Origin of the sequence: Phenylobacterium sp. (genome assembly GCF_036677185.1) — a bacterium.
In the GTDB taxonomy this organism is placed as follows: domain Bacteria; phylum Pseudomonadota; class Alphaproteobacteria; order Caulobacterales; family Caulobacteraceae; genus Phenylobacterium.
Map to the genome: position 1 here is coordinate 257,970 of NZ_JAKFEN010000020.1, position 19,444 is coordinate 277,413.

At 69.0% G+C, this 19,444-nt stretch carries 23 protein-coding genes; 13 read left to right on the top strand and 10 right to left on the bottom strand.

The window, feature by feature from the left end:
* The first annotated feature begins 190 nt into the window (after window positions 1-190).
* The 6 genes from V6M51_RS11760 (at window position 191) to V6M51_RS11785 (ending at window position 3,769) form a co-directional block, all read left to right on the top strand.
* A complete protein-coding gene (locus tag V6M51_RS11760; RefSeq protein WP_332767359.1) occupies window positions 191-385 on the top strand; it encodes a hypothetical protein in 195 nt (64 codons plus the stop codon).
* A 125-nt stretch (window positions 386-510) separates the two neighbouring features.
* Window positions 511-705 carry a hypothetical protein gene (locus V6M51_RS11765; RefSeq protein ID WP_332767361.1) on the top strand — a complete coding sequence of 65 codons (195 nt, stop codon included), beginning with the start codon at window positions 511-513 and terminating at the stop codon, window positions 703-705.
* Between the two features lie 99 nt (window positions 706-804).
* Complete coding sequence (locus V6M51_RS11770; protein WP_332767364.1) at window positions 805-1,809, top strand: ATP-grasp domain-containing protein; 1,005 nt, start codon at window positions 805-807, stop codon at window positions 1,807-1,809.
* Complete coding sequence (locus tag V6M51_RS11775; RefSeq protein ID WP_332767366.1) at window positions 1,806-2,681, top strand: SDH family Clp fold serine proteinase; 876 nt, start codon at window positions 1,806-1,808, stop codon at window positions 2,679-2,681. Before V6M51_RS11770 ends, V6M51_RS11775 begins: the two co-directional genes overlap by 4 nt.
* Entirely contained in the window at window positions 2,678-3,190 is a 513-nt protein-coding gene (locus tag V6M51_RS11780; RefSeq protein ID WP_332767368.1) for a MauE/DoxX family redox-associated membrane protein, read from the top strand. Before V6M51_RS11775 ends, V6M51_RS11780 begins: the two co-directional genes overlap by 4 nt.
* 15 nt (window positions 3,191-3,205) lie before the next feature.
* On the top strand, window positions 3,206-3,769 hold the full coding sequence (locus V6M51_RS11785) for a redoxin domain-containing protein (protein WP_332767369.1): 564 nt from the start codon (window positions 3,206-3,208) through the stop codon (window positions 3,767-3,769).
* On the opposite strand, the gene V6M51_RS11790 is transcribed toward V6M51_RS11785, so the two are convergent.
* Genes V6M51_RS11790 through V6M51_RS11810 form a run of 5 tightly spaced genes read right to left on the bottom strand, consistent with a single transcriptional unit; the run spans window position 3,754 to window position 7,647 of the window.
* On the bottom strand, window positions 3,754-4,899 hold the full coding sequence (locus V6M51_RS11790; protein WP_332767370.1) for a GTP cyclohydrolase II: 1,146 nt from the start codon (window positions 4,897-4,899) through the stop codon (window positions 3,754-3,756). The two genes, V6M51_RS11785 and V6M51_RS11790, sit on opposite strands and share 16 nt — an antisense overlap.
* Window positions 4,900-4,902: 3 nt before the next feature.
* Window positions 4,903-5,508: a CDP-alcohol phosphatidyltransferase family protein gene (locus V6M51_RS11795; protein WP_332767371.1), complete on the bottom strand. Its 606-nt coding sequence runs from the start codon at window positions 5,506-5,508 to the stop codon at window positions 4,903-4,905.
* Complete coding sequence (locus tag V6M51_RS11800) at window positions 5,505-5,765, bottom strand: Rieske (2Fe-2S) protein (protein ID WP_332767373.1); 261 nt, start codon at window positions 5,763-5,765, stop codon at window positions 5,505-5,507. Before V6M51_RS11800 ends, V6M51_RS11795 begins: the two co-directional genes overlap by 4 nt.
* Window positions 5,762-6,982, bottom strand: a complete 1,221-nt coding sequence (locus V6M51_RS11805) for an iron-containing redox enzyme family protein (protein WP_332767375.1) — start codon at window positions 6,980-6,982, stop codon at window positions 5,762-5,764. The genes V6M51_RS11800 and V6M51_RS11805 overlap by 4 nt, the downstream gene beginning before the upstream one ends.
* The gene (locus V6M51_RS11810; protein WP_332767377.1) at window positions 6,979-7,647 is read right to left on the bottom strand and encodes a dihydrofolate reductase family protein; all 669 of its coding nucleotides are present in this window, start codon (window positions 7,645-7,647) and stop codon (window positions 6,979-6,981) included. The genes V6M51_RS11805 and V6M51_RS11810 overlap by 4 nt, the downstream gene beginning before the upstream one ends.
* 162 nt (window positions 7,648-7,809) lie before the next feature.
* On the opposite strand from V6M51_RS11810, the gene V6M51_RS11815 reads away from it, so the two are divergent.
* Window positions 7,810-8,229: a VOC family protein gene (locus tag V6M51_RS11815; RefSeq protein ID WP_332767378.1), complete on the top strand. Its 420-nt coding sequence runs from the start codon at window positions 7,810-7,812 to the stop codon at window positions 8,227-8,229.
* A 61-nt stretch (window positions 8,230-8,290) separates the two neighbouring features.
* Here the strand turns inward: V6M51_RS11815 and V6M51_RS11820 are convergent, their stop codons facing one another.
* Window positions 8,291-9,154: a dienelactone hydrolase family protein gene (locus tag V6M51_RS11820; RefSeq protein ID WP_332767379.1), complete on the bottom strand. Its 864-nt coding sequence runs from the start codon at window positions 9,152-9,154 to the stop codon at window positions 8,291-8,293.
* Between the two features lie 177 nt (window positions 9,155-9,331).
* Here V6M51_RS11820 and V6M51_RS11825 point away from each other — a divergent pair, with 177 nt between their 5' ends.
* Window positions 9,332-9,604: a hypothetical protein gene (locus V6M51_RS11825; RefSeq protein ID WP_332767381.1), complete on the top strand. Its 273-nt coding sequence runs from the start codon at window positions 9,332-9,334 to the stop codon at window positions 9,602-9,604.
* A gap of 65 nt (window positions 9,605-9,669) precedes the next feature.
* Complete coding sequence (locus V6M51_RS11830; protein ID WP_305676173.1) at window positions 9,670-10,284, top strand: carbonic anhydrase; 615 nt, start codon at window positions 9,670-9,672, stop codon at window positions 10,282-10,284.
* An 11-nt stretch (window positions 10,285-10,295) separates the two neighbouring features.
* On the opposite strand, the gene V6M51_RS11835 is transcribed toward V6M51_RS11830, so the two are convergent.
* Complete coding sequence (locus V6M51_RS11835) at window positions 10,296-11,888, bottom strand: amidase (RefSeq protein WP_332767384.1); 1,593 nt, start codon at window positions 11,886-11,888, stop codon at window positions 10,296-10,298.
* 84 nt (window positions 11,889-11,972) lie between these two features.
* Window positions 11,973-12,566: a TetR/AcrR family transcriptional regulator gene (locus V6M51_RS11840; protein WP_332767385.1), complete on the bottom strand. Its 594-nt coding sequence runs from the start codon at window positions 12,564-12,566 to the stop codon at window positions 11,973-11,975.
* Between the two features lie 86 nt (window positions 12,567-12,652).
* On the opposite strand from V6M51_RS11840, the gene V6M51_RS11845 reads away from it, so the two are divergent.
* From V6M51_RS11845 to V6M51_RS11860, 4 genes are all read left to right on the top strand, one after another.
* Entirely contained in the window at window positions 12,653-13,006 is a 354-nt protein-coding gene (locus V6M51_RS11845) for a CC_3452 family protein (RefSeq protein ID WP_332767386.1), read from the top strand.
* A gap of 156 nt (window positions 13,007-13,162) precedes the next feature.
* Complete coding sequence (gene ettA, locus V6M51_RS11850) at window positions 13,163-14,830, top strand: energy-dependent translational throttle protein EttA (RefSeq protein ID WP_332767388.1); 1,668 nt, start codon at window positions 13,163-13,165, stop codon at window positions 14,828-14,830.
* 112 nt (window positions 14,831-14,942) lie between these two features.
* Window positions 14,943-16,244: a calcium-binding protein gene (locus tag V6M51_RS11855; RefSeq protein WP_332767390.1), complete on the top strand. Its 1,302-nt coding sequence runs from the start codon at window positions 14,943-14,945 to the stop codon at window positions 16,242-16,244.
* Window positions 16,245-16,264: 20 nt separating this feature from the next.
* Window positions 16,265-17,215 (top strand): calcium-binding protein, encoded by a 951-nt coding sequence (locus tag V6M51_RS11860; protein WP_332767392.1) that lies wholly within the window; start codon window positions 16,265-16,267, stop codon window positions 17,213-17,215.
* Here the strand turns inward: V6M51_RS11860 and ygiD are convergent.
* Together ygiD and V6M51_RS11870 are read right to left on the bottom strand one after the other, a co-directional pair.
* The gene (ygiD, locus tag V6M51_RS11865) at window positions 17,212-18,003 is read right to left on the bottom strand and encodes a 4,5-DOPA dioxygenase extradiol (RefSeq protein ID WP_332767394.1); all 792 of its coding nucleotides are present in this window, start codon (window positions 18,001-18,003) and stop codon (window positions 17,212-17,214) included. The two genes, V6M51_RS11860 and ygiD, sit on opposite strands and share 4 nt — an antisense overlap.
* A 32-nt stretch (window positions 18,004-18,035) precedes the next feature.
* Window positions 18,036-19,277 (bottom strand): MFS transporter, encoded by a 1,242-nt coding sequence (locus tag V6M51_RS11870; protein ID WP_332767396.1) that lies wholly within the window; start codon window positions 19,275-19,277, stop codon window positions 18,036-18,038.
* Between the last annotated feature and the right edge of the window lie 167 nt (window positions 19,278-19,444).

The window sequence follows — 19,444 nt, forward strand, 5'->3', positions numbered from 1 at the left end:
GCCGATCACCCGAAATCATCGCCCTGGCGTGGCTTGGCCGTCAACGCGTCTTGGTTGATCACGCAAGAGTTGATTACATCGACGTTGATGTCGCCACGTGGTTGCGTAACCCTTGGTTGCAGCGTTGCTGAAAACGCGACGACATGGCCTCGCCGTGCCGACCTCAACCTGCCACAGAGGATCTCTCGATATGGAACGCGAAAAGACGGTCTTCGCCTTCAAATTGGCCGAGACGAAACGCAAGGACGCGGGCGCGAACGCCGACAAATGGAAGGCCCGCGATGGCCTGTCCGTGGCCGGCTGCACCGATCCCACGGGCGACGGCGACTATCGCGAATGGTTCAACTACGCCGGCGGCGGACACGACGCCGGGGACTGGTGCTAGGGCGCCACATCTCGGCGCGCGACCTGGCCGGCCACGCCGGCGAGACCGCGGTCCGATCCAGACCCTGATCCTGAACCGCCGTCACCTGCCCGAGGGCGCTGGCGGCCCTCATCGAGGATTTCATCATGCAGAACGAAAAGACCGTCTTCGCCTTCAAGCTGGCCGAGAAGAAGGACGCCGCCCCGCAGACCGGCAAGTGGAAGGCGCGCGACGGCGTTTCCGTGGCCGGTTGCACGGACCAGACCGGCGACGGGGATTACCGCGCCGAGGTGGACATCTGGGGCCAATATCGCGGGGTCGACAACGGATACTGGTGCTAACCGCCACCATCCGCGAAGGGCCGCCGGACTATCCGGCGGCCCTTTGTGTCTTGCGCCAGGCGTGACCGCCGCCGCTCATCAGACCGCCCGGACCGCCTCATGGCCAAGCGTATCTTGATCGTCACCAATCGCGCCGATCTGCATGCCGACCTAGTCGCGGCGAAGGTCGCCTCGGGCGATGGAAGACCCTTCAGGCTCAATCTCGACGAGTTTCCCGAGCACTTCGCCATCACCCTCGAGTTCGTCGGCGGACGATGGGAGGGGGGCCTATCGCACCTTCCCAGCGGCGACGTCCTGTCCCTGTCGGACATCGGCGCGGTCTGGATGCGCAAGAAGGCGGATTTCAGCTTCCTCTCGGGCCGGTTGACCCCGCAGGAGAAGGCCTTCGCCGACGCGGAGATGGAGCACATCCTCTTCAGCCTGCTCTACGGCCTCGATTGCTACTGGATGAGCCATCCGGTCGCCATTCGCGGCGCGATCTGGAAGGGCGAGCAGCTCCTGCGCGCGGCGCGCATGGGGTTTGGCGTCCCGCCCTCGATCGTGACCAACCGCAAGGGCGACATCGACGCGTTCCGGGGCGCGGTGGGCGCCGATATCGTCTTCAAGGCGCTCTCGTCCCCGTCCCTGGCGGCGGAGAAGGTCGCCCCGGGCCAGCGCATCGCGGCCAACCTGTCCACCACCCGCATCACGGAGGACCACGAAGAGCTGCTGGAGGCGGTGGCGCAATCGCCGTGCTTCTTCCAGCAGTACATCGCCAAGCAGTACGAACTGCGGGTGACGGTGATCGGCGACCAGGTGTTCGCCGCCAAGATCCATTCCCAGGACGACCCGCGGACCGCCACCGACTACCGGGATTTCTCGGCTGAGATCCTCTACGAGGCCGAAGACCTGCCGCCGGAGATCGCGAGCCGCTGCCTCGATTTCGTGCGCAGCTACGGCCTGGCCTACGGCGCGCTCGACCTCATCGTCACGCCGAGCGGAGAGTATGTCTTCCTCGAGAACAATCCCGTCGGCCAGTTCCTGTTCGTCGAGCAGCTGGTTCCGGAGCTGGACATGACCGGCGCGCTGGCGGCCTGCCTGGTGCGGGGCGCGGCCGGCAAGTGAAGATCCGCGGCCACATCGAGGAGATCGAACGGCGGCGGGGCGCCACGGTCCTGGTGATCTCGGCGACCAATCTCGAGATCGAGCTCCTGCCGCCCCTGTACGACGCCCTGCGCGAGATCGGCCACGTCCCGCGTCTGGAGGTGGTCTTCTCCTGCCGGGGCGGCGTGGTGCACGCCGCGCGGCGCATCGCCCTGCTGCTCCACGACTTCACCGATCACCTGACCTTTATCGTGCCGCATCATTGCGAGTCGTCGGGGACGATCACGGCCCTGGCGGCCCGTGAGATCATCGCTGGGCCGGTGGCTGTGTTCTCGCCGATCGACCCGCTGCTGCAGACCTCTCCGACGGCGTCCAATGAGGGCGGGCCGCTGGGCGTCTCGGCCCAGGACGTGCGGCTGTTCAGCCAGATGAGCAAGGATTGGTTCGGCCTGGAGGAGGGGGAGGCCAAGCTCAAGGCCCTGTCGGTGCTGAGCGACAGCATCTTCCCCACCACCCTGACCTCCTTCTACCGCTCGATCCTCGAGATCCAGTTGATCGGCGCGGAGTTGCTTTCGCTGCACATGCCGCCGGGATCGGAGGCGGAGATGTCGAAGATCGTCGACCAGCTGCTGTTCGGCCACCACTCGCACGGCTTCGCCCTGAGCCGGGGCGACATGGCCGCCCTGGGGCTGCCGCTGCGCGGTGACCCGGCGATCGAGGACCTGGCCTGGGAGATCGCACGCGAGCTGCGGGGCTTGGTCGGCGCCGGCGCGCGCCAAGCGATCGAGGACGACTGGTTCGACGCGCTCATCGCCACGCGATCCGGATCGAGACGCCGGCGCCGAAGCCCCGGGGCGCCGGGGTCCAGGTGGGAGGCGGGAGACATCGAATGACAGCGACCTATATCGCAGAGGCGTGCCGGCTCTACATCCTGCTGGTCCTGGCCGCCTCGGTCGCGGGCAAGGCGACCGCCCTGGAGGACTTCCGGAAAACGATCGGTGAGCTGTTCCCCGTCCCATGGACTTGGACGCGGTCGGCGGCCTTCGGGGTCATCGGCGCCGAGGCGCTGATCGCCCTCGCCCTGCTGGCCGGCGGCGCCTGGGCCCGTCTCGGCATGGCCGCGGCGTTCGCTCTGTTTGCGGTCTTCACCGTCGTCATCCTCGCAGCCCTGGTCCAACGAAAGGCGGTGAGCTGCAACTGCTTCGGCGGCGGTAGCCACGTGATCTCGGCCTATGACCTTGCCCGGAACGCGGTGCTGATCGGCGCGTGCGGGACCTATCTGCTCGGCGCCCCGACGGCCGGCGGGCTCGGAGCGGGCGTCTATCTCCTGTTGTTCGGCGTCGCGATCATCCTGTTCCTGATCTCGACCAACCTGGACGACATCGCGCTGCTGCTGCGCTGAGCGCCAGAGGGCGAGATGGACGGTTCCCTGACGCTCATCGTCCTGGTGGTGCTGACCTTCGCGACGGCGCTCAACCTCTTCCTGACCCTGCGCCTGGCGGCCAAGGTCCGGACGGCGGCCGAGCTCTCCGCGCCGCCCTCCAGCCTGCCCATCGGACGGACGGTCCCGGCCTTCGAAGGAACCCGCCGCGCCGACGGCGCCCGCATCGCGTCGCAGGACCTCGCCGGCCAGGCGGCGGTCCTGGTCTTCCTGTCCGCAGGTTGCCCGAAATGCCGGGAGAAGGCGGCTGAGCTGCTGGAGATCCTTCCGGCGGTTCGCCGCGCCGGGGTGGCGCTGTGGATCATCGGCGCCGACGCGGCGCACGACGTCTCCCAGGTCCTCGGGACCTCGCCCCTGCTGGACCATGTGCTGGTGCTGGACGCGGCTGCCCGCCAGCGGCTCAATCCGCGGGGCGCGGCGCCGTTCTACATCTTCATCGACGACCGGTCGGTCGTCCAGGCGAGCAGCTTCGTCGGCGACGAGGACTGGCTCAGCTTCGTCGGCCAGATGCGCGAGATCGCCGTTCAGGCGCCCGAATAATAGCCGGAGGCGCGCTTGGCCGTGATCTCGACCCCGGCGCGGGCCGGCACACGGTCGTCGGGGAGGGCCACCTGGCGGACGATCTCGATGCCGGCCTCAGCCAAGGCGTCGGCCTTCAGGTTGCTCATGGAGATCCAGCGGTCGATGCGCGTCAGGCCCAGCCAGTGGAGCACATCCACCGACAGCGCCTGGAACCGCATGTCGCAGACCCCGGCCACCTCGACGGTGCGGTCGAAATAGGCCTCGGCGCGGTCGCCGCCCTCGGCCCGGGACCGGGCGTTGTAGACCAGCAGCTTGACCACCTCGCCCAGGGCCCGGCCTTCCTTGCGATTGTAGATCACCACCCCCAGCCCACCGGCCTGGGCCATGCGGACGGCTTCCTCCACCCCAAGCGCCAGGTAGGGCCGGCAGGTGCACAGGTCCGAGCCGAAGACATCGGAGCCGCCGCACTCGTCGTGGACGCGGCAGGAGACCTTTCGGTCGGTCGCGCTCAGCAGGGCGGGTTCGCCGAACAGATAGACGCTGGTCCCACCGATGGGGGGCAGGAACACCTTGCGCTGCGGATCGGTCTTGAGCGCCGGATACATGCCGTCGGTGCAGCGGAACAAGGCCTCGCGCAGGGTGGTCTCGGCCAGGCCGAACCGGGCGGCGACGCCAGGCAGCCACCAGACCGGCTCGATGGCGATCTTGGTCACCGCCATGTCGCCGGCCCGCGTCAGGACCCGGCCGTCCGGGCGCAGGCGGCCCAGGTCCACGGCGTCGTTGATCTCCGCCATCCTCAGGCTTCCCGCGGTCACCGCGATGCTGGGGCGGATGTCGAGGCCGGCCTCGAGCTCCGGGGCGAAGACCTCGGCGACCCGGTGGCCCCAGGGGTCGAGGGTGACGATCCTGCCGGGATCGGACCATTGGTCGAACGGCCCGATCTCGATGCTGGGCGCCGTGCCGTCGAGGTTCGGGCGATGGCGGGCCGACAGGGAGCCGGTGGCCACGGCCAGGGCCTGGTAGACGCTGAAGGTCGCGGCGTGCACGCCGATGGCGTTGCGCGCGCCGCCGGCGTCGAGGCCGGCCACCACCGGGCCGCGCAGCCGCGGGTCGCGCGCACCCCAGGAGATCGCGGGCGGGCGGGTCATCGCCTATTCCTTCATCTGGAAGGCAGGACGGGGCGGGGAGAAGCCGTGGGCGGCGTCCAGGTTCTGGCCGCCACGCAGGATGTAGAGAATCTGCTCAAGCCGGCTGAAGGCCACCAGCGCCGCGGCGGCGGGAAGCCAGGTCTCCCAACCGCTCAAGGCCATCAGCGGCCAGAGGCAGAACAACAGCACGGCGCCGGCCTTGGCCGACCAGAAATGGAACATCAGGAACCGGCGTCGCAGCAGCCAGGAGGCGGCGAGGTAGACGAGCGGCCCGCCGAACAGCACCGCCAGCGCCAACGGATGGCGCCCGGCGATCCCCGGATAGGCCAGCAGCAGGAAGCCTAGGATGGCCAGGGAGAAGACATTGTCCACGGCGGCGTCGAGCTGGGCGCCGAAGGCCGAGGCCCGGCCGCTGCGCCGGGCCAGCCAGCCATCGACCAGGTCGGTCGCCGCCGCCAGGCCGTAGAGGAGGAGGGCGGCCAGGCCCTGGCCCGCCGCCAGCAGGGCGAAGATCGGCAGGACCAGCAGCCCCCGCGACAGGGTGACCAGATTGGCCAGCTTCAAGCCGCCGCCCTCGGACAGGACCCGACGCCAGAGGGGGGCGGTCACGGGGCGGCTCCCGGCTGTTCGTCCAGGCGGATGGTCGACGGCTGGGCGAGAAGTTGGGCGATCTTGAACACGCCGTGATGCAGCGGGCAGACGATCTCGTCGTCGCCGTTGACGACGCCGAACTTTAGCGGGCCGCCGCGATGCGGGCAGCGGTTCAGCACCAGGTAGAGCCGATCGGCGTGTCCCAACAGGAAGTACTCCTGCCCGTCGCGATAGATGGGCGGCAGGTCCGCGCCGATCCAGCTCGCGGTCGTCACGTCTCCACCCCCGCGATCCGCCCGAGGGCGCCGGCGGGAAAGGCCGCGAAGGCCGCGCCGCCCAGGACCAGGCCAAGGCCGCCCACCTGAATCCGTGCGGCGGGTTCCTCGAGGCCGGAGGTGGGCGTGATCGCCCGGCCGAGTGCGGCGAGATCGGGCGGCGCGTAGATCGCCAGGCCTGCCGCGGCCGCCGCGTCGAAGGCCTGGCTGACCGCCAGCATGTGCGCGCCCGCCCGGGCGAAGGCGTCGCGGGTCAGCTCCGCCCCGGCGACGATCTCGGCGCCCACCTCCTCGCCATAGGTCGCAACCAGGGGCAGGGCCGCCTCGTCGATCACCATCCGGGTATGGTGCAGGTCGATATGGGCGTGCTCGGCGAAATAGCGCGCATCCACGTCGGGATGGAATTCCCGCAGGTAGCGCGCGTGGTCGCGGGTGGAGCGCTGGTAGGCGGTCTCGGCGAACAGCAGGAACCCGACCTGCAGGAAGAAATTGCGCGGGTTCTGGAACAGGTGGTGGATGGTGTTGTGCAGCTCCAGGGCCGCGGTGTCGAAGAACGGCCAATAGGCGTTGTAGGTGTCGGCGAGGCCGAAATCGCGCATCACGGCGCGATAGAGCACGCTGTGCTTGCGGCCATGGGCGCCATAGCCGAACTCGTCGATCAGGATGCGGAACAGGGCCGACTGCGGGGCGCCGAACTCGCCCACCACCCCCAGAGCCGAGGCCGAGGCCTCGGCCAGCAGGTCGGCCGAGGATTGGATCAGGAAACTTCGGTAGTGGTGCTCGCGGTTCGGGTTGGTCCGCAGCCAGGCGGTGAAGGCGTCCTCGGGGCGCTCGCGCAGCTCGGGCAGGAGGGCCGTGGCGTAGGCGGCGAGATCGCGTCCGGCCGACGCCTGCTTGGCCGCCTCGACCATCGGCGCGATCAGCTCAGCCTCCAGCCCGGCGCGCAGGCCCTCCAGCCGGGCCATCTCGACGGGGTCGTAGTGACGGTGCAACCGCTTGAGGATCGAGCCGCCGGCGTCGTCGTCGGGCAGCAGCATGTAGCGCGCCTGGTAGGCCCGCATCAGGGCCTGGTGCTTGGCATGGCGCAGCCGGGCCGGGTCGGCGTCCCAGCCGGATTCGCCCGCGTCGATGCGCAGGTCCCAGGCCGGGGGCGGATCGGCGCCCGTGCGGACGGCAAGGTGTCCGCCGATCTCCTCGATTTGCGGCGCGCCGATCATGCCGCGGCCTGCAGCGGACGATAGATGGAAACCCCGACCCCGCTCTTCACGAACCAGTCGGTGAGCCGCCAGCGTGAGAGCGACAGGGGCGAGGCGCCGGCCTCGGCGCGCAGGAAGGTGGGGGCGTCGGCCGCGCCGGAGATCACCGGGATGTGTTTGATCACGATCTGGGAGACCATCTGCGCCTCGAAGAGGCTGTGCAGCAGACGCGAGCCGCCCTCAGCCATCAGGGTTCGGACTCCGCGGGCATGGAGCAGGGCCATCAGGGCGGCCAGGTCGACCCGATCCTCGCCGCAGCGGACCACCTCGACGCTCGGCTTGGCGCGGAGCGCCTCGACGGCCTCTTCCGGGGCCTGGTTCGACACCGCCACCAAGGTGGGTCGCCCGTCGTTCAGCAGCCGGGAGTCGAGGGGCAGGCGCCCCATGGAAGCGGGGACCACGCGCAGCGGGTCGCGGCCTTCCGCATAGCGGACCGTGAGCTCGGGATCGTCGCTGCGGACCGTGCCGGCGCCGACCATGATGGCGTCATGCTGGGCGCGCTGGGCGTGAAACCAGGCCCGCAGATCGTCTCCATAGAAGGCGAACAGATCCTTGCTGGACGCGCCGGGGCCCAGGGACAGTTTTCCATCGATCGTCAGTTCGGACAGGGTGGTGATTTCGAGCATCGGCTTCTCGCGGCGATCACTGTTTCGGCCTGTCGTTACTGCAACGCTTGGCCTGGGCGTTTGTTGCCGCACGGACGGTTCGAAAATAAACTCCGCGCGCCTGTCGGCTGGGCGTGGGCGCGTTCGTCCTGAGATACGAACAAGCCCCGAAAGGAGACTCCCATGTCGGACGTCATCGACCCCAAGGCCCCTGCAGCCGTCGAAGTGAAGGGCGGCGTCGTACCCTATCTGAGCCTTGATGGCGCCGTTAAGGCGGCGACCTTCTACGAGAAGGCGTTCGGCGCGACCGTCGCCGCGCAGTATCCGCCCGACGAGAACGGGCGGACCATGCACATCCACCTCTATATCAACGGCGGTTCGCTGATGTTGAGCGACGGCTATCCGGAGCATGGCGCCCCAGCCCTGCCGCCCCAGGGCTACACCCTGATGCTACCGGTCACGGACATCGAGACCTGGTTCAAGCGTGCGGTCGATGCCGGCGCGGAGGCGAAGATGAAGCCCGAGAAGATGTTCTGGGGCGATATCTATGGTGAGCTCCGTGACCCGTTCGGCGTCACCTGGGCGATGAACCAACAGGCCTGAGGGGGAAAGCAGGCGAGGCGCTTCCTTCTCCCGCAAGGGGAGAAGGGATTTGGCGCGAGCCTCAGGCTAAGGCGCGCTTGTAGAGGGCCAGCAGTTCGGCCCAGGCCTTTTCGGCGGCGGGCTCGTTGTAGACCTGGCTGCCCTTGACGGTCCAACCGTGGGCGGCGCCCTCATAAACCTCGACCTTGTTCGGCCGCTTGGCGGCGTCGAGGGCGGCCTTGATCCTGTCCTTGGCGGTCGGGTCCTGCTTGTCGTCGTTGTCGGCCACGGCGACCAGGTACTCGGCATGGCTCTTGGTCAGGGTGAGGTGCGGGCTGGTGGGCTGGTCGGTATGGAGGCCGCCGCCATGGAAGCTCGCCACCGCGCCAATACGGCCGGGCACGGCGCCGGCGGTGCGGAAGGCCAGCGGGCCGCCCATGCAATAGCCCTGGGTTCCGACCTTCTTCTTCTTGCTGGTCTGGGGCTGGGCGTCGAGGAAGGCGAGATAGGCCGCGGCGTCGCGGTCCGTGCCCTCAGGAGTCACGCTGGCGCGCATGGGGGTCAGCTTGGCGCGGTCCTCGGGATTGGCGAAGTTGAAGCCGCCCTCGACGACCGGCGCGCGCTTGACGCGGTAATAGAGGTTGGGGACCAGCACCACATAGCCCTCGGCGGCGAGCCGCCGGCCCATCTCGCGGAACGCCGGGCGCAGGCTGACCACATCGGGCCAGATCACCACGGCCGGCCACGAACCCTTGCCTTCCGGATAGTAGAGCGCGGCGTCGGCGACGCCGTCGGCGGTCTTGATCTCAACGTCCTTCTCGACCACCGGGACGGCGGCGCGGGCCGAGCCCGCGATCCCGGCGACCGCCACGGTCATCAAGCCGAAGGCCCGGCGGGAAACGGACGGATCGTCGATCAGACCCTGGTGGATGTCGTCGTCGCACATATGGGGTCTCCTCACCTCGCGATTGAAGCTCGACCCGGATTGTTGCGTGGATGTGTCGGCGAGAGAAAGGCCGATCCTGAACGCCAGCTAACCGGCGCCTCAGGACGCGTTCAGCCGTGGGCGGCCAGCTTGGCGCCATGGCCGTGAGACCCACGGCGCCGACAAGGAACAGCAGCGATGTCAGCAGCCCTCCACGTGGTGGCGCCAGGTCCGGCCGCCCCGCCCAGCCTGAGCCAACGGGTCCATCAGCTCCAGGCCGAGGCCCGACGCCTGGCCCGCGAGCACATCGACATGCTGGAAGCCAACCTGCGCCAGATGCAGCACATCGCCGACGAGATCGCCCAGGGCGGCGAAGCCTATCCTCCGGGCGTGCGGGACATCGCGCGCCGGCTGAGCGAGGACAGCACGGCCAAGGCCCAGACCCTCGAGGCGATCATGGCGCGGCATTGAGCCGGCCCGCCTCAACTTGACGCGGCGGCTTGTGGCCCCGGTCGGTCGGGGCTATGGGCGGCGCCATGCTGGAACACCTGAAGGCGAACAACCGGGCCTGGGCTGAGCGGATGCTCTCGGCCGACGCGGGGTTCTTCAAGCGGCTGGCCGATCAGCAGGCGCCTGAATATCTGTGGATCGGCTGTTCCGACAGTCGTGTGCCCGCCAACGAGATCGTCGACCTCGACCCGGGCGAACTGTTCGTGCACCGCAACGTGGCCAACCTCGCTCCGCCGCAGGACGCCAACTACCTGTCGGTGCTGCAGTTCGCCGTCGACGTGCTGCGGGTTAAGCACATCATGGTGGTGGGCCACTATGGCTGCGGCGGCGTCGCCGCGGCGGTGGACGGCCAACGGCGCGGCCTCGTGGATCACTGGCTGCACCCGATCCGTGAGGTGCATCACCAGCATCGCCACGAACTGGACGCGATCCCGGAAGAGCAGGCGCGCCTGGATCGGCTCTGCGAACTCAACGTGATCCGCCAGGTCCGCAACGTCGCCTCGGACGTCTTCGTGCAGGACGCCTGGGCCCGCGGCCAGGACATCTGCGTCCACGGCTGGGTCTATTCGCTGGCCAACGGCCTGGTCACCGATCTGGACGTGACCATCGGCGGACCGGACGACCTCGCCTCGCTCGACTGAGGCTTCGCCGGCTAGGGTTTCACGTCGTAGGCGCCGGCGATCTCCGGGCGCAGGTCGACGGAGGTCGCGAAGGTCGGCGTCAGGCGGGCATGGGTCGCCTGCTCGAAGGCGTAGCCCAGGGACAGCAGCCGCGCGTCTGACCAGGCGGTTCCGATGAAGGACAAGCCCACCGGCAGGCCTGAGACCTCGCCTATGGGCACGGTCAGGTGCGGATAGCCCGCCACGGCCGGTGGACTGGAGAACGAGCCCAGCCAGCGGCTGCCATTGACCGGATCGACCCGCGGCGCGGGGCCGCCGGAGACCGCCACCAGCACCTCGACATTGGCGTCCTTCAGCCACTTGTCGATCCCCTCGGCCCCCGCCAGTCGCCGGGCGTCATCGCGGGCCTTGAGATAGCTCGGGTCGTCCAGCCCCGGCGCGGCCTGGGCGGTCTTGAAGGTCTCCTGGCCGAACAGCGGCATCTCGCGATCGGCGTTCGCCTCGTTGAAGGCGATGAGGTCGGCCAGGGTGCGGGTCTTGACCTTGGCGGGCGAGGTGCTGGCCAGATAGGCGTTCACGCCAGCCTTGAACTCGGACCGTAGCACCAGCTCCTCGGCGGCGGCGATGGCGGTGGTGCTGGGGGCGGGGACCTCCACCAGCACTGCGCCGCCGGCCTTGAGGGTGGCCAGGGCCCTATCGTAGGCCGCGTCGATCCCCGGATGGCGACCCGCCATGTTGCGCAGGACGCCGATCCGAGCGCCCTTCAGCGCCCCGGCGTCGAGGGCCTTCAGGTAGTCGGTCCGGCGGGCGTCAGCCTCACCGGTCGCCGGGTCGGCGGGGTCGGTGCCGGCCAGGGCCGTCAGCATGACCGCGGCGTCGGCGACATTGCGGGTCATGGGCCCGGCGGTGTCCTGGCTGGCCGAGATCGGGACGACGTGGGTGCGCGAGACCAGGCCGACCGTGGGCTTCAGGCCCACCACGCCGTTCATGGTCGCCGGGCAGGTGATCGAACCGTCGGTCTCGGTGCCGACCGCGCCGGCCGCCAGCCCTGCCGCCACCGCCGTGCCGGAGCCGGACGACGAGCCGCAGGCCCCGCGGTCCAGGGCGTGGGGATTGCGCACCAGCCCGCCCACCGCGCTCCAGCCGCTGATCGAGCGGGAGGAGCGGTAGTTGGCCCATTCCGACAGGTTGGCCTTGCCCAGGATAACGGCCCCGGCGTCGGTCAGGCGCCTGACCAAGGGCGCGTCGCGCTCGGGCACGTTGTCCTTCAGGGCCAGGGAGCCGGCGGTGGTGGCCGTGCCGTCCCAGGACTCGATGTTGTCCTTCAGGAGGATCGGCACGCCGTGCAGGGGGCCGCGGACCTTTCCGGCCTTGCGCTCGGCGTCCAGCTTTCGGGCGTCGGCCAGGGCGTGGCTGTTCAGGGCGATGACGGCGTTGAGCCTCGGGCCCTTGCGGTTCATCGCCTCGATGCGGTCGAGATAGGTCCGGGTGAGGCTCTCCGAGCTGGCGGCGCCCGAGGCCATGGCCTGTTGCTGCTGGGCGAAGGAGGCGAGGGCGAGATCCTCCGCCGCCATCGCGCCCGTCGCCAGGGTCATCGCCATCGTCGCGCCCACCAGGATCTTCATGCCACGCCCCCACCCGCTAAGGCCCGATGAAGCGGCGCCCCGGCGGACATGACAAGGGCCGCGCCCGGCCGCGCGGTTCGGTTCCTAGCCGGCCACCGTGCGGTCCAGCAGGGCGGCGAAGGCGGCGTGGGCGGCCTTGCGGGCGGTGGAATCCCCCATCAGCCGCTTGGCGTCGGCCTGGCCCAGGACGTAGCTCTTCATCTGGAAGCCCACGCTGGCGGCCTCCTCGTCGGAGAGCTCGGGATCGCGCAGCGCCTTCACCTCGCGGGCCAGCGCCTTGCGCCATTGCTTGACGCGGCGGATCAGGAGGTCGCGTAGCGGACCCGGCTGGTCGTCCAGCTCGACGCTGGCGGCCACGATCAGGCAGCCGCCGGCGGCGTTCTCCACCTCGGACCAGTCGAGCCAGCGATCGAAGATCATTTCCACGCGCGGCCGGCCCGGGGGCAAGGTCCCGACGGGCCCCAATATGTAGTCCACGAAGCGGTCGAAACCCTGGTCCAGGGTCGCCAGCTCCATGACTTCCTTGGACTCGAAATGCTTGAAGAGGCCGCTCTTGGAGAGGCCCACGGCCTCGGCCACGTCATTGAGGCTGACCGCCCCAAAGCCCTTCACCGCAGCCTGTCGCGCGGTCTCATCGAGAATCCGCGCCTTAGTGGCGTCGCCCTTGCGCAAAGCCAAGCCTCCCCGCTTGACAGAAAGTGACCGATCGTGCTCTTTGAGCGGTAGTGACCGATCGTGCCTTTTTTAAGTCTTTGGAGCGCACAATGCAATTGAAGCTTTTCTCCGCAGGCTTCCTCTCCTGCGCCGTGCTCGCCGCGAGCCCCGCCTTCGCCGCCGGCTTCCGCGCCGAGGCCAAGCTCGCCACCCCGGTATCGTCCCCAGCCGCCACCGTGGTCGAGGGCGTGGAATGGACCTGTGACGGCGACGCCTGTGTCGGCGTGGCCGACAAGAAGGCGGGTCTCGATTCGCTGATGAAGGAATGCCGCAAGGTGGCCGCCGCCGTGGGGCCGCTGGCCTCCTACACCAGCCGCGGCCGCACCCTCTCGGCCGGCAATGTCTCCGTCTGCAACCGCCTGGCGGCCCAGTCGAAGTCCGACAGCACTCTCGCCGCGCGGTAAGCGGCGGACGCCGTTCGCCCGCCTGCTCCGGGCGGACGGCGTATTTTGCCTTAGACGCGTGGCGCGAAAGGTCGCGCGCCGTTGCGCCGAGCGGCCCCGACCGCTATCTCCCTCCGCGAATTCCCCTCTTTTCGAAGAAGCGAGCGCGGACGCCTCATGGCGCAGCAATACATTTATCAGATGCAGGGCCTGACCAAGGCCTATCCCGGCGGCAAGAAGGTGTTCGAGAACATCTGGCTGTCGTTCTATTCCGACGCCAAGATCGGCGTGGTGGGCGTCAACGGCTCCGGCAAGTCGACGCTGCTGAAGATCATGGCCGGGATCGATACGGAATTTAACGGCGAGGCCAAGGCCGCCGACGGCGTCAAGATGGGCTACCTGGAGCAGGAACCCCACCTCGACGAGCAGCTCAACGTCTGGGGCAACGTCATCGCGTGGTGCGAAGAGAAGAAGATCTTCGACCGCTACAACGAGATCGCCGCCAAGCTGGGCGAGGACTATTCCGACGAGCTGATGGAGGAGATGACCGCCCTCCAGGAGAAGATCGACGCCGGCGACCTGTGGGACATCGATTCCAAGATCGAGATGGCCATGGACGCCCTGCGCTGCTCGCCCAACGACTGGCCGGTGGACAAGCTGTCGGGCGGTGAGAAGCGCCGCATCGCGCTGGCCCGCCTGCTGCTCTCCAAGCCCGACATGCTGCTGCTGGACGAACCGACCAACCACCTGGACGCGGAGTCCGTGGCCTGGCTGCAGCACCACCTGGAGGCCTTCCCGGGCTGCGTGATCCTTGTCACCCACGACCGCTACTTCCTGGATCAGGTCACCAAGTGGACGCTGGAGCTCGATCGCGGCAAGGGCATCCCCTACGAGGGCAACTATTCCGGCTGGCTGGAGCAGAAGACCAAGCGCGTCGTGCAGGAGCAGTCGGAGTCCGCCGCCCGCCAGCGCGCCATGACCCGCGAACTGGAATGGGTGCGCTCCGGCGCCAAGGCCCGCCAGGCCAAGTCCAAGGCCCGTCTGGCCGCCTATGACCAGATGGTCCGCGAGCAGGAGAACGCCCGCGGCGCCCAGACCACCGCCACCATCCAGATCCCGCCCGGCCCGCGCCTGGGCGGCGTGGTGCTGGAGGCTCAGAACCTCTCGAAGGCCTATGGCGACAAGGTGCTGTTCGAGGACCTGTCTTTCAAGCTGCCGCCCAACGGCATCGTCGGCGTCATCGGGCCCAACGGCGCCGGCAAGTCGACCCTGTTCAAGATCATCACCGGCCAGGAGACCCCCGATGGCGGGACTTTCCGGGTCGGCGAGACCGTGAAGCTCGCCTATGTGGACCAGAGCCGCGACGCGCTCGATCCCAACAAGACCATCTGGCAGGAGGTCTCCCAGGGCCTGGACATCCTCACCGTGGGCAAGCGCGAGATCAACACGCGCTCCTATGTGGGGTCGTTCAACTTCAAGGGCGGCGACCAGCAGAAGAAGGTCGGCCAGCTCTCGGGCGGGGAGCGCAACCGCGTCCACCTGGCCAAGACGCTGACCACCGGCGGCAACCTGATCCTGCTCGACGAACCGACCAACGACCTGGACATCGAGACCCTGCAGAACCTGGAAGAGGCCCTGGAGGAATTCGCTGGCTGCGCCGTGGTCATCTCCCACGACCGCTGGTTCCTGGACCGCCTGGCCACCCACATCCTGGCCTTCGAGGGCGACAGCCACGTGGAATGGTTCGAGGGCAACTTCGAGGCCTATGAAGAGGACAAGAAGCGCCGCCTGGGCGCCGACAGCCTGATCCCCCACCGGATCAAGTTCCACAAGTTCACGCGGTAGAAACCCACCACCGGGCCGCCCGCCAGGGTAGACTCGGGGCGGGGGAACCCGCCATGATGGCGCAAAGTGCGTGCCGCCACTGTCATGGTCGTTCGCCAGTCGGGGGACGACCATGTTTATGAGCAGCACCGCGCCGGGCGGCGTCCACGTGACGACGCCTGAAGACCAGACCCTGATCGGGACGCTCCTCGCCGACACCCTGATCGGTGGGGCAGGCCATGACTCCATCGAGGGCGCGGCGGGAGCCGACAGCCTCTCGGGCGGCGCGGGGGACGACGACTTCACCGCCGGCCTGGGCGCCGACTGGATCGACGGCGGCGCCGGGATCGACTGGGTGTACCTGGACGAGCAGACCGGCCCGATCGAGGTCTGGCTGAACCAGGCCGCGCCCCTGGGGCATATCCGTATCGACAACGCCGAACTGATCATCGGCGGCGAACTGGACCTCCGGGTCCACGGCGGGGCGACCGCTGACTTTGTAATCGGCGGCGACGGCATCGACGAGTTCGACGGCGACGCGGGTGATGACGTCCTCGCGGGACTGGGCGGGGCCGATATCCTGCGCGGCGGGTCGGGTGACGACCTTTTGGACGGGGGCTCCGGCGACGACATCGTCGAAGGCGGAACGGGCTACGACTTCGCCGACTACAGCGCGGCCACCAATGCGATCATCGTCGACCTCAACCTCACGGGGTCGCAAGCCACCGGCTTCGGCCTCGACCGGCTGACCGGGATCGAGGGGATTTTCGGGGCGAGCGACTACAACAGCACCCTGATCGGCGACGCGGGAGCCAACGAGCTCTACGGCTTCGGCGGCGACGACAAGCTGATGGGCGGAGCGGGCGACGACATCCTGATCGACCAGGCCGGCCGCAACTTCATCCGCGGCGAGGAAGGCGACGACTATCTCGAGGGCGGCGTCGAATTCGACGACCTGCACGGCAATATGGGCAATGACACGGTCCTGGGCTTCCAGGGCGACGACTGGGTGGTCGGGGGCAAGGACAGCGACCACCTGGAGGGCGGTTCGGGGATCGACGTCCTCTACGGCAATATGGGCGCTGACACCCTCTACGGCGGCGCCGACCGCGACGTCATGCGCGGGGGGCAGGACAACGACACCCTGTCCGGCGGCGGCGGCGATGACTGGATCTCCGGCGACCGGGGTTCCGACACCATCTCCGGCGGCGACGGCGCCGACACCTTCCACATCTTCGCCGGCTCGGGACTGGACCAGATCATCGACTTCTCGGCGGGCCAGGGCGACCGGGTGCAGCTCGAGATCGGCAAGGCCTACACGGTCAGTCAGCAGGGCGCGGACACTGTGATCGACCTGGGCGCGGGCGACCAGATGGTGCTGGTGGGGGTGACGCTGTCGACCCTCCCGGCCGGCTGGATCGTGGCGGACTTCTAGAGCGTTCCGGGGGAACGACCTTGACCACAGTCAGCCTGCCCGAACGCGGCGACATGATCGGCCAGAGGCTGCCGGACTTCGATGTCCTGCGGCCTCAGTTCGCACCGCGACCGACGACCGCCTACTACTTCTCCGCCCTGGGCGAATCCATCCGTGTAGCCGGCGTCGACTTGGCCGACTTCGACGCGAACGGCGTGCCCGCGAGCGGCGTGGTCACCGGCTTCTGGATCTATTCCGGCGGCCTCGAACTCGTGGTGGGCATCGACTACATCGCCATGCCGGCGGCCGACTTCTTCGAGCTGTTGCCCGATCTGACCTGGGACAAGATCGTCGAGGTCTTCATGCTCGGTGTCGACACGGTGACGGGTGGAACGGGGAACGACACCCTCCGTGGCGGTGACGGCCACGACTACATCAGCGACCACACGGGCCAAAACTATCTGCGGGGCGACGGCGGCGACGACTACATCACCGGCGGCGACGGCTTCGACGACATCAATGGCAATATGGGCCAGGACATCATCTATGGCGGGCTCGGCGACGACTGGGTGGTCGGGGGGAAGGACAATGACCGCGTGCATGGGGACAAGGGAAACGACCTCGTCTACGGCAATATGGGCGCGGATCTATGTGACGGCGGCGACGGCGCGGACACCCTGCGCGGCGGCCAGGATGACGACTACATTCAAGGTGGCGCCGGCGACGACTGGCTGTTCGGAGACCGAGGCTCCGATTGTCTCAGTGGGGATAGCGGCGCCGACATCTTCAATCTCTCGACCGGCTACGGGCTCGACAGGGTCAGCGATTTCTCAGCGACCCAGGGCGACCGGGTGAGGGTGGAGGGTCGCTCGGACTTCACGGTCCAGCAGGTCGGCTTCGACGTGGTGGTCGACCTGGGCGCCGGCGACCAGCTTGTGCTGTCCCGGGTGACTCTCGCGAGCCTGCCGCCGGGCTGGATCTTCGCGGTCTAAGCCGCCCGGCCGATCGTCACGCCGGTCATGCTGATGGCGCCCAGCTCGATGGCGTCGTTGAAGAAGGCGACCTCGTCGTCCTGGCCCTGAGCGCCCAGGACATAGAGCAGTGGCAGGTAGTGCTCGTCGGTGGGGATCGACAGGGCCGCGTCCTGGCCCAGGCTGATCCAGTCGATCAGCGGGCCGTGATCGTGGACCGTGATCAGGGCCTTCACCGTCTCGTTGAAGCGATCGGCCCAGTCGAAGGGCGTGGCGCTCTGGGCGCGGATGGCCAGGCCGAGATTGTGCACCCAGTCGCCCGAGCCGAGGATCAGCACGCCTTCCTCGCGGAGTTCCGCCAGCTTGCGGCCGAGCTCGTAGTGGAAGGCGGCCGGCTGGCCCCGGTCGATGGCCAGTTGCAGGACGGGCACGTCGGCCTGCGGGAAGAGATGCATCAGCACCGACCAGGCGCCGTGGTCCAGACCCCAGTCCTGGTCGTGGCGCACCGGGATCGGGGCCAGCAGGTCGCTGACCCGGTCGGCCAGCCAGGCGTCGCCGGGCGCGGGATAGGCGATGTCGTAGAGCGGCTTGGGGAAGCCGTAGAAGTCATGGATCGTGCGCGGCGCGTTCATGGCCGTCACCGCTGTCTCCTCCACATACCAGTGGGCCGAGATGCAGAGGATGGCCTTGGGGCGGGGCAGGCTCTCGCCCAGGGCCCGCCAGGTCTCGGCATAGGGTCCGCCCAGGGCGTTCATCGGGCTGCCGTGGCCGACGAAGATCGCCGGCATGTGGGGGACGCGTTCGCTCATGGGCCATCAGATTGTGCCGCGGGGTGTCCAGGTCAATCGGCGCCCGGCATCTCGCGGACCTGCCGCAACGGCGACAGCGCGCCGATCAGCGGGATGCTGAGGAAGCCCACGGCGGCGGCGAAGAGCGCCAGGCGCGGGCCGATCAGGGCGCCCAGCGCCCCACCGCCCAGGGCGCCCAGGATCGCCACGCCACCCGCGGAGGCGTGGAAGGCGCCCGCGACCCGGCCCAGCACCTGCTGCGGCAGCAGGGTCTGGCGCAGGGTGGCGGTCAGCACGCCCGCCGCCACGGCCAAGGCGTCGCCGCTGATCTGGGTGGCGATGAGCACGACGCTCGCGCCCAGGCGGTCGGTCGGCGCCAGGGGGATGGCCATGGCCGAGAGGCCGGCGCCGAGGATCGCCGTCAGGATGGCGGGGCCGACCCCCAGGCGTCTCGCGAGCCAGGGGCCGAGCCAGGAGCCCGCCAGCGCGCCCACGCCGCCGGCGGCGATAGCCACGCCCAGGACCGAGGTCGGCAGGCCGAGGGTGCGCAGTGCGAACAGGATGTAGAGCGCCGAGAACACCCCGCCGAACAGCCCCTGGGCGATCCCCATCAGCAGCAGGGCGCGCACCCGGGCCTCGGCCCAGGCCAGGCGGAAGCCCTGGACGGCCTCGGTCAGCCAGGGCGCTGGCGGTTCCGGCTCGGCTGCGGGTTCAGGCTCCCGGATCAGGGCCAGCAGCCCGGCCGAGGCCAGGTAGGTCGCCGCGTTGACGGCCACCGCGAACGGCGCCGTCAGCCACTGGAAGAGGACACCAGCCAGGGCTGGGCCGCCGACCTCGGCCACGGCTTCTGTCGAGGCCAGCTTGGAATTGCCGTCGACGAGGGCGGCGCGGCCGATCAGGCCCGGTAGATAGGCGTGGCTGGCGATGTCGAAGATCACGCTCGCGGCCGCGACGATGGCTGCGGCGGCGAAGACCTGAACCAGGCTCAGGACCCCGAGCCAGGCCGCCAGCGGAATGGCGATCAGCACGCCCGCGCGGACCAGGTCGGCGGCGATCAGCAGCGGCCGGCGCCGCACCCGGTCGACATAGCCGCCGCCGGCCAGCCCCGCGAGGACGGCGGCTGCGCTGGCGATGGCCGCCAGCACGCCCAGGGTCGCGGCCCCGGCGCCCAAGGCCACGACGGCCATGATCGGCAGGCCCTCGCGGGTGATGCGGGCGCCGAACGCCGAGACGGCCTGGGCAGCCCAGAGGCGAGTGAAGTCGCCGTCGCGCCAGAGGGCGCTGGGAGCGGTCATGGAAGATGGTCCGTGGAGGAGGCCATGGGCGTACGCTCGCGCAAGTCTCGCGAGGGTTCGATGTGGGCGCGATATTTGTTCGCCGCCTCGCGGGCCCACCTGCGCCTTAAGGCCAGAATCCGCGATCCCGAGTCAAGGCGCATGACGCGGCCGGCCGGCTTGGCTAT

Bases quoted from the DNA above. Each gene is read 5' to 3' on its own strand.
- V6M51_RS11760 (WP_332767359.1), top strand. From the start codon at position 191: ATGGAACGCGAAAAGACGGTCTTCGCCTTCAAATTGGCCGAGACGAAA.
- V6M51_RS11765 (WP_332767361.1), top strand. From the start codon at position 511: ATGCAGAACGAAAAGACCGTCTTCGCCTTCAAGCTGGCCGAGAAGAAG.
- V6M51_RS11770 (WP_332767364.1), top strand. From the start codon at position 805: ATGGCCAAGCGTATCTTGATCGTCACCAATCGCGCCGATCTGCATGCC.
- V6M51_RS11780 (WP_332767368.1), top strand. From the start codon at position 2,678: ATGACAGCGACCTATATCGCAGAGGCGTGCCGGCTCTACATCCTGCTG.
- V6M51_RS11785 (WP_332767369.1), top strand. From the start codon at position 3,206: ATGGACGGTTCCCTGACGCTCATCGTCCTGGTGGTGCTGACCTTCGCG.
- V6M51_RS11790 (WP_332767370.1), bottom strand. From the start codon at position 4,899: ATGACCCGCCCGCCCGCGATCTCCTGGGGTGCGCGCGACCCGCGGCTG.
- V6M51_RS11805 (WP_332767375.1), bottom strand. From the start codon at position 6,982: ATGATCGGCGCGCCGCAAATCGAGGAGATCGGCGGACACCTTGCCGTC.
- V6M51_RS11810 (WP_332767377.1), bottom strand. From the start codon at position 7,647: ATGCTCGAAATCACCACCCTGTCCGAACTGACGATCGATGGAAAACTG.
- V6M51_RS11815 (WP_332767378.1), top strand. From the start codon at position 7,810: ATGTCGGACGTCATCGACCCCAAGGCCCCTGCAGCCGTCGAAGTGAAG.
- V6M51_RS11820 (WP_332767379.1), bottom strand. From the start codon at position 9,154: ATGTGCGACGACGACATCCACCAGGGTCTGATCGACGATCCGTCCGTT.
- V6M51_RS11825 (WP_332767381.1), top strand. From the start codon at position 9,332: ATGTCAGCAGCCCTCCACGTGGTGGCGCCAGGTCCGGCCGCCCCGCCC.
- V6M51_RS11830 (WP_305676173.1), top strand. From the start codon at position 9,670: ATGCTGGAACACCTGAAGGCGAACAACCGGGCCTGGGCTGAGCGGATG.
- V6M51_RS11835 (WP_332767384.1), bottom strand. From the start codon at position 11,888: ATGAAGATCCTGGTGGGCGCGACGATGGCGATGACCCTGGCGACGGGC.
- V6M51_RS11845 (WP_332767386.1), top strand. From the start codon at position 12,653: ATGCAATTGAAGCTTTTCTCCGCAGGCTTCCTCTCCTGCGCCGTGCTC.
- ettA (WP_332767388.1), top strand. From the start codon at position 13,163: ATGGCGCAGCAATACATTTATCAGATGCAGGGCCTGACCAAGGCCTAT.
- V6M51_RS11855 (WP_332767390.1), top strand. From the start codon at position 14,943: ATGTTTATGAGCAGCACCGCGCCGGGCGGCGTCCACGTGACGACGCCT.
- ygiD (WP_332767394.1), bottom strand. From the start codon at position 18,003: ATGAGCGAACGCGTCCCCCACATGCCGGCGATCTTCGTCGGCCACGGC.
- V6M51_RS11870 (WP_332767396.1), bottom strand. From the start codon at position 19,277: ATGACCGCTCCCAGCGCCCTCTGGCGCGACGGCGACTTCACTCGCCTC.